Source organism: Amycolatopsis minnesotensis (genome assembly GCF_039529815.1).
GTDB lineage: Bacteria > Actinomycetota > Actinomycetes > Mycobacteriales > Pseudonocardiaceae > Amycolatopsis > Amycolatopsis minnesotensis.
Map to the genome: position 1 here is coordinate 1 of NZ_BAAANN010000041.1, position 12327 is coordinate 12327.

Below are 12327 nucleotides of genomic sequence, written 5' to 3' on the forward strand. Positions count from 1 at the left end.
CCGAAGGCGCGGTCATGCAAAACCCAGCCACCCACCCGGCGACCCGGCGCGCCCCGCGCGCCGGGAGCGTGCAAGTCGGTCGCAGGGCCCCCCGGGCCCTCTGAATTTGCGATGGCAGGGCGCCAACGCACCCAACCGGCGGGTCGACCTGAGAGCCGCGCCCTGGCAGCGCAAATTCTGACGACCGATAAACAACACAGAGCGAAGGCGTCAGCCGAAGCGCCCCGAAATGTAGTCCTCAGTGGCCTTTTCGTCGGGGTTGGAGAAGATCTTCTCGGTGTCGTTCAGTTCGACGAGGCGGCCTGGCTGGCCGACGCCGTGCAGGTTGAAGAACGCGGTCTGGTCGGAGACGCGGGCGGCCTGCTGCATGTTGTGCGTGACGATGACGATCGTGTAGTCCTTCTTCAGCTCGCCGATGAGGTCCTCGATCGCGAGCGTGGAGATGGGGTCGAGCGCGGAGCAGGGCTCGTCCATCAGCAGGACGTCGGGCCGCACGGCGATGGCGCGGGCGATGCAGAGCCGTTGCTGCTGCCCGCCGGAGAGGCCGCCGCCCGGTTTGTTGAGCCGGTCCTTGACCTCGTTCCAGAGGTTCGCGCCGCGCAGCGCGCGCTCGGCGATCGTCTCGAGTTCCTTCTTGTTGTTGCTGCCTGCCAGTTTCAGGCCGGCGACCACGTTGTCCTTGATGGACATCGTGGGGAACGGGTTCGGCCGCTGGAACACCATGCCGATGGTGCGGCGGACCTGTACCGGGTCCACAGTGGACGAATAGATGTCCTCGCCGTCGAGCAGCACTTCACCGTCGACCCGCGCGCCGGGGATCACCTCGTGCATCCGGTTCAGGGTGCGCAGCACGGTGGACTTGCCACAACCCGACGGCCCGATGAACGCGGTGACGTTGCGCGGGGGCACCGACAGCGTCACGCTGTCCACGGCGTGGAACTTGCCGTAGTAGATGTCCACGTCCTTGACGTCGATTCGCTTAGCCATGACTCACTTCTTCTTCGGGGCGACCAGGCGGGAGAGCACCGTGGCGGCGAGGTTGATGATGGCGATGATGAGCACCAGTGTGAGGGCCGCTCCCCAGATCCGGTCGAAGCCGACGCTGCCGGGGACCATCGAGTTGGTGGCGCGCTCGTTGTTCATCAGCAGGGGCAGCGAAGCCTGCGGGCCGCTGAACAGGTTCCAGTTGGTGTACTGCGAATAGCCGACCAGCACGAGCAGCGGGGCCGTCTCGCCCATCACGCGGGCGAGCGCCATCATGATGCCGCCGATGATGCCGGACAGCGCCGTCGGGAGTACGACCTTCACGATCGTCTTCCACTTGGGCACGCCGAGGGCGTACGAGGCTTCGCGCAGGTCGTCCGGCACGATCCGGAGCATCTCCTCCGAGGACCGCACGACCACCGGGACCATCAGCAGCACCAGCGCCAGCGACACCGCGAAACCGTTGCGGGGCAGGCCGAGCGTGGTCACCCACAGCGCGTAGACGAACAGCGCGGCCACGATCGACGGGACACCGGAGAGGATGTCCACCATGAACGTGGTGGCCTTCGCGAGCCTGGTGCCGCGCCCGTACTCGACGAGGTAGATCGCCACGGACAGGCCGAGCGGCACGGCGATGACCGCGCACACCAGGCCCTGTTCCAGGGTGCCGACGATGGCGTGCAGCACGCCGCCGCCGACCTCGTCGGAGAGCACGTTGCCGAAGTCCTGGCCCCACCAGTTGCTGAACGGGATCCGCTTCACCCCGTTGACGATCACGGTGTAGAGCACCCACACCAGTGGCACCACGGCGATCAGGAACGACAGCCACACCAGCCCGGTGGCGATCCCGTTCTTGACCTTGCGGCCGAGGGAGACCTGCTGGAACGCGGGCGTGGTCGCCGGTTCCGTCAAGGTCGACGTCATCACGCCTCCTTTTTGTCGCCGATGATGGCCCGCGCCGCGATGTTGACCAGGAAGGTCAGCAGGAACAGCACGAGACCGGCCGCGATGTAGGCACCGGCCGAGGTCGGGTTGTTGAACTCGGCGTAGTTCGACGCGATCTTCGAGGCGAACGTGGCGCCACCGTCGAAGATGCTCCAGTCGAAGTTCAGGCTGGGCTGCAACAGGATCACCGAAAGCGCGATCGTCTCGCCGAGCGCGCGGCCGAGGCCGAGCATCGACGCGCCGATGTAGCCGGCCTTGCCGAACGGCAGCACCGTGGTGCGGATGACCTCCCAGCGGGTGGCGCCCAGCGCCAGCGCGCCTTCGAGGTGCGGGGTCGGGGTCCGCTGGAACACCTCGCGGGTGAGCGAGGTGATGATCGGCAGCAGCATCACGGCGAGCACGACACCGGCGGTGAAGATGGTGCCCGCGAAGTTCCCGCCGAGGTTGCCGTCGGCGAAGATCGGGATCCAGCCGAACGTTTCGTTGAGCCACCGCGCCACCGGCACGAGTTGCGGGGCGAGCACGAGGATGCCCCACAGGCCGAAGATGATCGACGGCACCGCGGCGAGCAGGTCGATCACGTAGGCGAACGGTCTCGCCAGCTTCGGCGGCGCGTACTGGGTCAGGAACAGCGCGATGCCGAGCGACACCGGCATCGCGATGACGAGCGCGACCAGCGAGGTCGCGATGGTGACCAGCAGCAGATCCAGGATGCCGAACATCAGGTTGTTCGGGTCGCCGGTCGCCCACACCCTGGCGGTGAGGAAGTTCGCCTTGTTCGCCTGCAGCGCGGGGATCGCCTGGATCAGCAGGAAGATGCCGATCAGCCCGATCAGCGCGACGATGAAGACGCCGGCACCGGTGGTCAGGTTCTTGAAGACGCGGTCACCGGGCCGCACCTTCGCCTTCGTCTTGCCCGCGAGCGGCGGGCCTGGTCGGTCCGAAATCGGGCCCTCCGGAGGGTGTTTACCGCACGACGAACGCCCACCGGTGTCGCCGGTGGGCGTTCGTCGTGCGGATTTCACTCATGGACTGTGGGTTGTCCTGCCTGGTCAGCGAAGCGTCAGGCGATCGCCTTGATGGCGGTCAGCACCTTGTCCTGCAGGCTCTGCGGGATCGGCACGTAACCCTTCTCCGACAACGGCTTCTGGCCGTCGGTGGCCGCCACCGTCAGGAACGCCTTGACCGCCTTGGACACCTGCGCGTCGGAGTACTTCGAGCAGACGACCTCGTAGGTGGTCAGCAGCAGCGGGTAGGCGCCGGGCACGTTGCTGGCGTAGATGCCGTCGAGGTCGAGCTGCAGGTCGTTGGTGCCCTGCTTCTTGAACTTCGCCGCGTCGAGCGCCTTCGCGACGTTCTCGGAGCTGAGCTCGACGCCGCCGGAACCGCTGTCGAGCAGCGCGGTCTTCAGGCCGTCCTTGGCGAACGAGGCCTCGACGTAGGTGATGGCGCCGTCGGCGTTCTTCACCGTGGACGCGACACCGTTGGACTTCTCCGCGCCGTTGCCGACACCGCCCTTGAACTGCTTGCCGTCACCCTGGGTCCAGGCGCCCTTGGACGCGGCCTTCAGGTACTTCTGGAAGTTGTCGGTGGTGCCGGACTCGTCGGAGCGGAACACGACCTGGATCGGCTTGTCCGGCAGGGCAAGGCTTTCGTTGCCCTTGACCGCCTTGATCGCCGGGTCGTTCCACTTCTTGAGCTGGCCGTTGAAGATCTTCGCGGTGACCTCGGGGGTCAGGTTCAGCTTGTCGACACCGGCGACGTTGTAGGCGACCGCGACCGGGCCGACCACCAGCGGGAGGTTCCAGGCTTCGCTGCCGCAGCGGGTCTTCGCGGCGTCGGCCTCGGCGCCGTCCTTCAGCGGGGAGTCCGAGCCGGCGAAGTCGACCTGGTTGCCGTTGAACTGCTTGATACCCGCACCGGAACCGCTTGGCTGGTAGGTGAGCTGCTGCCCGGAGCACTTCTGGGAGTACTTCTGCACGAAGATGTCGATCGCGGTCTTCTGCGCGGACGAGCCTTCCGCGTTGAGCGAGGGCTTGCCGCCGCAGTCCACCTGCGCGGTGCCGGTGGCCGCGGGCGCGCCGGAGTTCTGGCCACTGCCGCTGTTGTTCGCGGCGGGGTCGGAGCCACACGCGGCGAGCACGAGAGCGGCGCTCGCCACGATGCCGGCGGGCACGAGAGGCCGCAGAATCTTCACTGGTTTTCCTCCGGGGATAACAGACCATTCGGGTTTCGTCGAACCCGGACAGTAGGGAGCCACGGTGGACGGACGGCCGTCAGAAGGTGAACGAAGGGTGAACAAGGCCGCCATTGTGAGGAGCGCTACGTGTCCGTGTCCTGCCCGTGACCTGCTGATTGGCGCTGGGTGACGGCCAAGTGGCCGAACGTCAGCGCCCGTACTGGACGTCGACTTCGGACCGTGAGAACCCGAGCCGCTCGTACACCGCGACCGCGGCCGCGTTGTCCCCTTCGACGTACAAGATCACCTGACCGAGGCCGCGCGCGGCGAGATGGCGCAGACCGGCCGTGGTCAGCGCCTTGCCGAGCCCGCCGCCCTGCGCGCCGGGAGCCACGCCGACGACGTACACCTCACCGACCGGCTCGCCACCGAACCGGCGCGGGTTCGGCGGATGCACCTTCGTCCAGTGGAAGCCGAGCACGGTGCCTTCGACGTCCTCCGCGAGGAAGAAGCCCGCTGGGTCGAACCAGTCCTCGCCCTCGGTTTCGCGAACCTCGGCGACGGTCAGCGCGCCCTGTTCGGGGTGCCAGTCGAAGGCGCGCGCGTTGACCGCGACCATCGCCTCCTCGTCCTGGCCGGGCACGAACGCGCGCAGGCGGACGCCGTCGGGGAGCACGGGCTCCGGCCAGCCCGCCGACGGCACGTCGACGTGCATCACCAGCAGTTCGCGGGCACGCGCGAACCCGGTGCGCTCCGCCAGCTTCGCCGCGCCGGGATGATCGCCGTGCGACCACACGCGCAGCGTGTCCGGGTTCTCGCGGACGCCCGCGCGCGCCACGACGGCTTCGGTCAGCTCGGCGCCGAGGCCGCGGCGGCGGTGATCGGGGCGCACGATCAGCTCGGCGACCGTGCGCCCGAAGCTGTCGCCACCGAGGTCGAGGTGCGCGTAACCGACGAGATCCGGCTCGCCGTCAACCCGCGCAAGCAGGTGCGCGCCGCCGGTGAACTCGCCGGGCAGCGCCCCGTTCGACGGCAGTTCGGGCCTGCCGTCGACCTCGTTCGCCGCCGTGAGCAGTTCCAGCACCTCGGCCGCTTCGGACCCGGACAGCTCCTCCGACCACACCGCGTTCAGCACCGGTCCAGCCTATCCGGCGCACGGGGTCAGGACCGGGAGAAGGCGTCCAGCGCGGAGGTGTCCGCCGGCAGGTCGGTGAGCGCGGGCTTGCCGCCCTTGACCGGGCGCTCGAACTTGTAGCCGACGTTGCGCACGGTGCCGATCATCTGCTCGTGCTCGGGGCCGAGCTTCGCGCGCAGCCGCCGGACGTGCACGTCGACCGTGCGGGTGCCGCCGAAGAAGTCGTAGCCCCACACCTCCTGCAGCAGCTGGGCGCGCGTGAAAACGCGGCCGGCGTGCTGCGCGAGGTACTTGAGCAGCTCGAACTCCTTGTAGGTCAGTTCGAGCGTGCGCTTGCGCAGGCGCGCGGTGTAGGTCGCCTCGTCGATGACGAGATCGCCGACGCGCAGCTCCGCGTCCGCGTGGCTCTGCGCGCCGTCGCGAGTGGTCGCCAACCGCAGCCGGGCGTCCACCTCGGCGGGCCCCGCGGTGGGCAGCAGGATGTCATCGGTGCGCCATTCCGCGCTCACCGCGACCAGCCCGCCCTCACCGACGACCGCGATGATCGGTGTCGTCGCCTCGTCTTCACCGGTGCCCTTGAGCAGGCGGCAGAGGCTCTTCGCGGAGGCGAGATCGGTGCGCGCGTCGAGAAGGATGACGTCGCGGTGGCCCGCGTCGAGGAGAGCTGTCACTTCGGGAGCGCGGACGCGTACCGTGTGCGGCAACAGGTCGAGCGCGGGCAACACCGAGGTGGCCTCGGGTTCTGGGGTCAGCACCAGCAGGTCCAGGCTCATCGCCACACCGCCTCGTTCCATGGTCGCCTCGGATACGGCCTTCGGTCGGTGCTGAGTGAGAATAGCGGGTGAACCCGCCGAACACCTATCCCTGACGGCCGCATCACAGTCCGGGTACCAGGGTGACGACCAGCGGCAACAGATCGGAAGTGATGGTGAGCAGGCCCGTGACGCAGTACGACCGGCCCCCGAATCAGCCGCAGCAGCCGCGGCGCAGCCGGGGCGGCAGGCGCGCCAAGAAGCTGTTCATCATTCTCGGAATCCTGGTGCTGGTGCTGGTGGGGGCCGATTTCGGGCTCGCGGCCATCGCCGAGCACACGGTGTCGCAGAAAGCGCGGGAACAGCTGAAGCTGCCCGACGACCCGTCGGTCACCATTCACGGCTTCCCGTTCAGCACCCAGGCGATCGGCGGTGACTACGGCCACATCTCCGTGCAGGCCTCCGGGGTGAAGTTCGAGAACAAACTTCGTGACGTCGCGATCAGCGCGGAGTTGCGCGACGTGACCGCGCCGCTGTCGGACCTGATCAACGGCAACACCAACGCGATCAAGATCGGCACGCTCGAGGGCCAGATCAAGATCAAGGGCAGCGATATCGCCAGGATCGACCCGCTGACCCAGATCAAGGACTTCCGGATCGACAAGGCGAGCGAGCAGATGGTGAAGTCCGGCGAGGAGACGAAGCCGGACGAGACGACCACGACGCCGGACAAGTCGACGACGCAGTCCTCGGCCGGGGTGAAGATCTCGGGCAACCTCAACTTCGGTGGCAACAAGTTCGAGCTCACCTGCTACGCGATGATCGAAATCGACGGCACCAAGATCCACATCACCCCGGAGCGCGTCGAACTGGGGAATGACGCGGTGCCCAACATCGTTGGAAAGGCCGTGTCGAAGCTGCTCGTCGGCAGCTTGAAGACGACCGTCGACACCGGCACGCTGCCGTTCCAGGTCAAACCGACCTCGGTGAAGGTCGAAGAAGGCGGCGTGACCCTGACCGGTGAGGCGAAGGGCGTGACCTTCGCGGGAGTGAAGGGCACCGGCGAAACCACGGGAAGGTGATGGCAGGTGGCGGGGCTGTGGGTGGTGCTGGGCGTGCTGGTCGCCGGCTCGGCCGCCGGGCTGCTCCTGCGGCGGCGGGAGGGCCGGGTCAAGACGACCGGAAAGGCCCCCGGAACCGTCCCTGACCTCCCGGCCGCGGTCACCGGGGTGCTCGACCCCGAGCGCGTCACCCTGGTCCAGATCTCGACCACGTTCTGCGCCCCGTGCCGCCACGCCCGCGCCGTGCTCACCACCCTCGCCGACGGCACGGACGGCCTCCGCCACGTCGACCTCGACGTCACGCAGCGTCCCGAGGTGGCGCAGCAGCTCGGCGTGCTCCGCACCCCGACCACGCTCGCGCTCGCACCCGACGGCCGCGAGCTGCTGCGCGTCGGGGGCGTCCCGAAGGCGGGCTCCCTGCTCGACGCCTTGCGCCCGCATCTCCCGAATGCCGGGATGCGTCCCGGAGGGTGAGAGAGGTTCCCACTCTGAGGGACCGTAGGTACCCTGGGCGCTGTGTACGGGCTGCCCCTTGATCGTCCGACGCGGTGCTACCTCACCCAGCGCCGCGCGGTCGACCTGTGCCGTGTTCGCAGCAGCCTCTGTCCGGCCTGACCGGGTCGATCGCGACCCGAACCGCCGGTAGTACCCGGCGCGCCCCCTTTCGGCGCCCCTCCTCCGGATCCCATTCGGGAGTTGACATGTCAGCAGGACCAGCCGTGGACCCCCGCGGCCCGCGTTTCGCGGCCATCCTCACCACGATCGTGCTCGCGGTCGTGCTCGTCACCGGGTGGTGGCCGCTGCTCGCCGCGCAGACGGTGGTGTTCGCGATCGGCGCGTTCATCGGGTTGAAGCCCGCGCCGTACTCCCTGCTCTACCGGTACCTGGTCGCGCCGAGGCTCGGCCAGGCGACCGAACGCGAAGACGCGGCGCCACTGCGGTTCGCCCAGGCCGTCGGATTCGTGTTCGCGCTCGTCGGCACCATCGGCTACGCGACGGAAGTCACCGCGCTCGGTGTGGTGGCGACCGCGTTCGCCTTGTTCGCGGCATTCCTCAACGCGGCGTTCAACTTCTGCCTCGGGTGCGAGATGTACCTCCTGATCCGCCGGTTCACGCCGAGCGGCCAGCCCTCCTGAAGATCCCTTCCCGAACAAAGAAAGCGAGTACCGCCTCCATGAGCCGTGAAGACGTCCTGGTCACCACCCAGTGGGCCGAGGACAACCTGGACACCCCCGGTGTCGTGTTCGCCGAGGTCGACGAGGACACCACCGCCTACGACGGCGGCCACATCCGCGGCGCGGTGAAACTCGACTGGCGCACCGACCTGCAGGACCCGGTCCGCCGCGACTTCGTCGACAAGGCGTCGTTCGAGAAGCTGCTGTCGGACAAGGGCATTTCGAACGGCGACCGCGTGGTCCTCTACGGCGGCAACAACAACTGGTTCGCGGCCTACGCGTACTGGTACTTCAAGCTGTACGGCCACGAGAACGTCCAGCTCCTCGACGGCGGCCGCAAGAAGTGGGAGCTCGACGGCCGCGAGCTGAACGCGGACGAGGTCAAGCGCGAGGCGACCGACTACAAGGCCAAGGAGCCGGACACCTCGATTCGCGCCTTCCGCGACGAGGTCGTCCAGTCCATCGGCAGCAAGAACTACATCGACGTCCGTTCGCCGGACGAGTTCGCCGGCAAGCTGCTCGCGCCCGCGCACCTCCCGCAGGAGGTCGCGCAGGTGCCGGGCCACATCCCCGGCGCGCTGAACGTGCCGTGGGCGAAGGTCGCCAACGAGGACGGCACCTTCAAGTCCTCCGACGAGATCAAGGAGCTCTACGCGGAGGCCGGACTCGACGCGTCGAAGCCGACCATCGCCTACTGCCGCATCGGCGAGCGCTCGTCGATCGCCTGGTTCGCGCTGCACGAGCTGCTCGGCCAGACCGATGTGAAGAACTACGACGGATCGTGGACCGAATACGGCTCGCTGGTCGGCGTGCCGGTGGAACTGGGAGCGAAGTGATGACGGCGAACGACGGGTGCGGCGCACCGGTGCAGACGGCCACCGACACGCGGGAGGACACCAAGGGACAGGTCGTGCTGGCCGGGAAGGTGACCGGTTCCGAGGGCCCGGTCGGCGGCGCGTTCGTGCGGCTGCTCGACTCCGGCGGCGACTTCACCGGCGAGGTCGTCACCTCGCCGGAGGGCGACTTCCGCTTCTACGCGGCACCGGGCACCTGGACGGTGCGCGCGCTGCACCGCACCGGCAACGGTGAAGCCTCGGTCAGCGCGGACGGGCCCGGCGTGCACCAGCTCGCCGTCGCGGTCGCGTAGGCGTTTTCCAGCACTGGAGGCCATCCACGGCTCGTGGATGGCCTCCAGTGCTTTCAGGCGCGTGGGGCGCCCTGTTTTCCGGCGGTCAGGCGTCGGCGAGGCGGGCGAGCAGCGTCCTGGTCACCTCGGGGCTCAGCGCGCGATCGCGCAGCCGCTCCAGCACCTTCCGGTAGAGCGCCACCTGGTGCGGTTCGTCGACGAAGACGCCACCGCTCATGCTCTCGGCGTAGATGGCGGAGGGCTGTGCGGGGTATTCGTAGAGGCTGAAGGAATCCATCACCGCGAACGAGCGGACCGCGCGCGGCACCACCCGCACCACGCACTCGCCGTGCGCGGCGGCGAGGAACAGGTGCATGCTCTGCTCCTGCATCACCCTGCTGTCGCCGACCATGTTGCGCAGGGCCCGTTCGTGCACGAAGAACTCCGCGTGCGGCCGGCCGCTCTTGTGCAGCAGTTCCTGCCGGGAGAGCCGGTAGGCGACCCGCACCTCCTGTTGCTCCGGTGTGAACAGGCTGCAGCGAAACAGTTCGCGCGCATAGGCCGCCGACTGCAGAAGACCAGGTATCACCAGCGGTTCGTAGCTCGATATCGAGCGCGCCGTGGTTTCCGCGGCGACGACGGATCGCGGTGTGGCTGGGCTTCCTGGGACGCCTGCCCGCAGCCAGAAACCCGTATCGGGCTCCGCGGCGAGCGTGCCGGCTCTTTCCCCAGTGGCGGATTCGTACCGTGTTGTTCCGGTCATGCGTGGCACGCTAAACCTCCGAGCGCGTCCAGGGGCAGTATCTCGGAACCGTTTCACCACAAGGAACGAGCGATGGTGCGCACGTGCACCGGCGTTTCAGTGGCCATTCGCGGCGCGTTCGTAGGAACTGGCCAGGTCAAGCAGCCAGGCCCGCGACTCCTCCCGATTCAGCGCGGCGTTCTCGAGCCGTGAGAAATATCCTCGGTACCGCACGATGTCGGCTGGCCGTTCCAGGAACACCCCGGCCGAACTTCCTTCCGTGTAGGCGACCGTCGGGCACTCGTCGAAGTCCATCAACCGGAAACCGCCGCCCAGCGCGCGGAACGGGCCGGCCGAGTTGGGCACCACCCGCACCGGGCACAGCCCCTCGGACGAAGCGAGCACCAGGAACAGGATCTGCTCGTACATGGTCCTGGCGTCGCCGAGTTTCATCCGCAACGCGCTCTCCTGCACGAAGAACGTCCGGTCGGGTCCGCCGCGCGCGTGCAGCATCTCCTGCCGCTGCAGGCCCGCCAGCACCCTCGCCTCCTGTTGGGACGGCGGCAACGGCGTGCTCCAGCCGACGAGCGCCCGCACGTAGTCCTCGGTCTGCAGCGGACCGGGGACGACCAGTGGTTCGTAAGCGGTGACCTCGCGCGCCGCGTTCTCCTGCACGAGCAGGGATCGGAACCGGGCGGGCAGCTCCGGATCGTGCGGGCAGGCCCGGTATCCGGTGTCCGGCTCCTTCGCCATCGAGCGCAACCGTTCGTACTCCTCGGGAATCAACGGCCCGCAGCTCGCCAGCCACGCGGCGACCTCGGCCTCGGTTATCGGCCTCCTCCCGTTCTCGATGAAGGAGAGCTTGCCATGGGGCCACGACAGTTTCTGGCTCAGCGCGCGCCCGGTCAGGTTCGCGCGCTGCCTGGCGAGTTTCAGCGCGTGCCCGAGCTCTCTCGCTCGCACGGAGGAGTCCTGCTGTCCGGTGTCCTTCATACGGCACACGCTAGAGCGACCGGCCCGTCCGAGGAGAGCGCGGCACAACCGTTTCACCGGAACGGGAACCCTGATTCTTTTCCGCAACGCGCGCGAAAGATCACGACAGATCTTTCGCGCTCTTTCGCAGCTGTAGAGCCTTTTCGATCTAGGCGTTCCGCGAAGCGCTTCTCAGCGAAACAACGTCTTATGAAAGGCCCGTGTGGTGCGAACTCGTACCAGCACACCCCCATTCGGCCGAACACCCACACACCCGATAAAGTCCACAAAGGACTTCTTCGGCCACGGGTCGGCGAACCGCGCGGCGGCCGAAGACCGGGAACTGTCGGACCACGGCGGTACGGTCCTCCCACTTCGATCCGAAGGGGAGAGCATGGCCACGAACTGGACGTTGACGGTGGACTGCGCGGAACCCGGGAAGCTGGCGCGGTTCTGGGCACTCGCGCTCGGCTACGTCGAGCGGCCATCGCCCGAGGGGTTCGCGACCTGGGAGCACTGGTTCGCGCACCACGACGTGCCCGAAGCGGAGTGGGACGACGGCGCCTTCCTGTCCGACCCGGACGGTGTCGCGCCCGCGATCTCGTTCCTGAAGGTGCCGGAGGGGAAGGTGGCGAAGAACCGGCTGCACATCGACGTGCGGGCGGGCGGCGGGCGGCAGACGCCGTGGGAGGTCCGGTGGCCGCGTGCGGAGCGGGCCGCCGAACGGCTCGTCGCGGCGGGCGCGACGATCGTGCACCGGTACGAGTCGCGGGGACGGCCGGATCACTTCTGGATGGCCGACCCGGAAGGGAACGAGTTCTGCCTGCTGTGAACCGGCGCTACCCGGCCTCGTCGTCGCGCAGTGCGCGGTCGGTGTAGTCACGCATCCGCGGGCACTGGACGATCGGTTTCTCGCTGGGACAGCGCAGGAAGTGCTCCAGGAACCCCTCGGCGGCGGCGAGGCGCTCCCGCTGCGCCCTGATCTCCGCGAGCCGCGACTTCATCGCGGCCCGCCAGTCACCGCGCGACCGGCCGCCCACGATCGCCGCGATCTCGTCGAGGCTCATCATCCCGGTGTCCTGCAACAGCTTCACCGCGGCGAGGCGGTGCATCTCCTCGTCGCCGTACCAGCGCGCGCCCGCTTTGCGCCCGGCGGGCGCGACCAGCCCGCGTTCGTCCCAGTACCGCAGTGCCGACACCGCGACACCGACCTTCGCGGCCGCCTCCCCGATCTGCCACATGGATCCAGTTGACCT

The 12327-nt window shown here is 68.2% G+C and carries 15 protein-coding genes; 6 read left to right on the plus strand and 9 right to left on the minus strand.

Annotated elements, in window-relative coordinates; translation table 11 throughout:
* Positions 1–210: 210 nt before the first annotated feature.
* From pstB to ABD256_RS36205, 6 genes are all read right to left on the minus strand, one after another.
* Positions 211–987 (minus strand): phosphate ABC transporter ATP-binding protein PstB, encoded by a 777-nt coding sequence (pstB, locus tag ABD256_RS36180; protein WP_344429463.1) that lies wholly within the window; start codon positions 985–987, stop codon positions 211–213.
* Between the two features lie 3 nt (positions 988–990).
* A complete protein-coding gene (pstA, locus tag ABD256_RS36185; RefSeq protein WP_344429465.1) occupies positions 991–1908 on the minus strand; it encodes a phosphate ABC transporter permease PstA in 918 nt (305 codons plus the stop codon).
* Positions 1908–2828, minus strand: a complete 921-nt coding sequence (gene pstC, locus ABD256_RS36190) for a phosphate ABC transporter permease subunit PstC (protein ID WP_344429630.1) — start codon at positions 2826–2828, stop codon at positions 1908–1910. Before pstC ends, pstA begins: the two co-directional genes overlap by 1 nt.
* A gap of 164 nt (positions 2829–2992) precedes the next feature.
* Positions 2993–4126 (minus strand): phosphate ABC transporter substrate-binding protein PstS, encoded by a 1134-nt coding sequence (pstS, locus tag ABD256_RS36195; RefSeq protein ID WP_344429467.1) that lies wholly within the window; start codon positions 4124–4126, stop codon positions 2993–2995.
* A 190-nt stretch (positions 4127–4316) separates the two neighbouring features.
* Positions 4317–5243, minus strand: coding sequence for a mycothiol synthase (mshD, locus tag ABD256_RS36200; protein WP_344429469.1), 927 nt, complete (start codon positions 5241–5243; stop codon positions 4317–4319).
* A gap of 26 nt (positions 5244–5269) precedes the next feature.
* Positions 5270–6016: a winged helix-turn-helix transcriptional regulator gene (locus ABD256_RS36205; RefSeq protein ID WP_344429471.1), complete on the minus strand. Its 747-nt coding sequence runs from the start codon at positions 6014–6016 to the stop codon at positions 5270–5272.
* Between the two features lie 167 nt (positions 6017–6183).
* Here ABD256_RS36205 and ABD256_RS36210 point away from each other — a divergent pair, with 167 nt between their 5' ends.
* From ABD256_RS36210 to ABD256_RS36230, 5 genes are all read left to right on the plus strand, one after another.
* Positions 6184–7077, plus strand: a complete 894-nt coding sequence (locus ABD256_RS36210) for an LmeA family phospholipid-binding protein (RefSeq protein ID WP_344429473.1) — start codon at positions 6184–6186, stop codon at positions 7075–7077.
* Between the two features lie 6 nt (positions 7078–7083).
* Positions 7084–7530, plus strand: coding sequence for a TlpA family protein disulfide reductase (locus ABD256_RS36215; protein ID WP_344429475.1), 447 nt, complete (start codon positions 7084–7086; stop codon positions 7528–7530).
* A 227-nt stretch (positions 7531–7757) separates the two neighbouring features.
* Entirely contained in the window at positions 7758–8192 is a 435-nt protein-coding gene (locus tag ABD256_RS36220; protein ID WP_344429477.1) for a DUF4395 domain-containing protein, read from the plus strand.
* Between the two features lie 38 nt (positions 8193–8230).
* Positions 8231–9067 carry a sulfurtransferase gene (locus ABD256_RS36225; protein WP_344429479.1) on the plus strand — a complete coding sequence of 279 codons (837 nt, stop codon included), beginning with the start codon at positions 8231–8233 and terminating at the stop codon, positions 9065–9067.
* Positions 9067–9378, plus strand: a complete 312-nt coding sequence (locus ABD256_RS36230) for a DUF1416 domain-containing protein (protein ID WP_344429481.1) — start codon at positions 9067–9069, stop codon at positions 9376–9378. The genes ABD256_RS36225 and ABD256_RS36230 overlap by 1 nt, the downstream gene beginning before the upstream one ends.
* Positions 9379–9463: 85 nt before the next feature.
* Here ABD256_RS36230 and ABD256_RS36235 read toward each other — a convergent pair whose 3' ends face one another.
* Both ABD256_RS36235 and ABD256_RS36240 read right to left on the minus strand, forming a co-directional pair.
* Positions 9464–10120 carry a DUF5753 domain-containing protein gene (locus ABD256_RS36235; RefSeq protein ID WP_344429483.1) on the minus strand — a complete coding sequence of 219 codons (657 nt, stop codon included), beginning with the start codon at positions 10118–10120 and terminating at the stop codon, positions 9464–9466.
* A 96-nt stretch (positions 10121–10216) separates the two neighbouring features.
* A complete protein-coding gene (locus ABD256_RS36240; protein WP_344429485.1) occupies positions 10217–11092 on the minus strand; it encodes a helix-turn-helix domain-containing protein in 876 nt (291 codons plus the stop codon).
* A gap of 373 nt (positions 11093–11465) precedes the next feature.
* Here ABD256_RS36240 and ABD256_RS36245 point away from each other — a divergent pair, with 373 nt between their 5' ends.
* Positions 11466–11903, plus strand: a complete 438-nt coding sequence (locus ABD256_RS36245) for a VOC family protein (RefSeq protein WP_344429487.1) — start codon at positions 11466–11468, stop codon at positions 11901–11903.
* A gap of 7 nt (positions 11904–11910) precedes the next feature.
* Here ABD256_RS36245 and ABD256_RS36250 read toward each other — a convergent pair whose 3' ends face one another.
* On the minus strand, positions 11911–12312 hold the full coding sequence (locus ABD256_RS36250) for a MerR family transcriptional regulator (RefSeq protein WP_344429489.1): 402 nt from the start codon (positions 12310–12312) through the stop codon (positions 11911–11913).
* Positions 12313–12327 lie beyond the last annotated feature (15 nt).

Excerpts from the sequence above, each read along its gene's own strand:
- pstB (WP_344429463.1), bottom strand. The coding sequence starts at position 987 with ATGGCTAAGCGAATCGACGTCAAGGACGTGGACATCTACTACGGCAAG.
- pstA (WP_344429465.1), bottom strand. The coding sequence starts at position 1,908 with ATGACGTCGACCTTGACGGAACCGGCGACCACGCCCGCGTTCCAGCAG.
- ABD256_RS36205 (WP_344429471.1), bottom strand. The coding sequence starts at position 6,016 with ATGAGCCTGGACCTGCTGGTGCTGACCCCAGAACCCGAGGCCACCTCG.
- ABD256_RS36220 (WP_344429477.1), top strand. The coding sequence starts at position 7,758 with ATGTCAGCAGGACCAGCCGTGGACCCCCGCGGCCCGCGTTTCGCGGCC.
- ABD256_RS36225 (WP_344429479.1), top strand. The coding sequence starts at position 8,231 with ATGAGCCGTGAAGACGTCCTGGTCACCACCCAGTGGGCCGAGGACAAC.
- ABD256_RS36230 (WP_344429481.1), top strand. The coding sequence starts at position 9,067 with ATGACGGCGAACGACGGGTGCGGCGCACCGGTGCAGACGGCCACCGAC.
- ABD256_RS36235 (WP_344429483.1), bottom strand. The coding sequence starts at position 10,120 with ATGACCGGAACAACACGGTACGAATCCGCCACTGGGGAAAGAGCCGGC.
- ABD256_RS36240 (WP_344429485.1), bottom strand. The coding sequence starts at position 11,092 with ATGAAGGACACCGGACAGCAGGACTCCTCCGTGCGAGCGAGAGAGCTC.
- ABD256_RS36245 (WP_344429487.1), top strand. The coding sequence starts at position 11,466 with ATGGCCACGAACTGGACGTTGACGGTGGACTGCGCGGAACCCGGGAAG.
- ABD256_RS36250 (WP_344429489.1), bottom strand. The coding sequence starts at position 12,312 with ATGTGGCAGATCGGGGAGGCGGCCGCGAAGGTCGGTGTCGCGGTGTCG.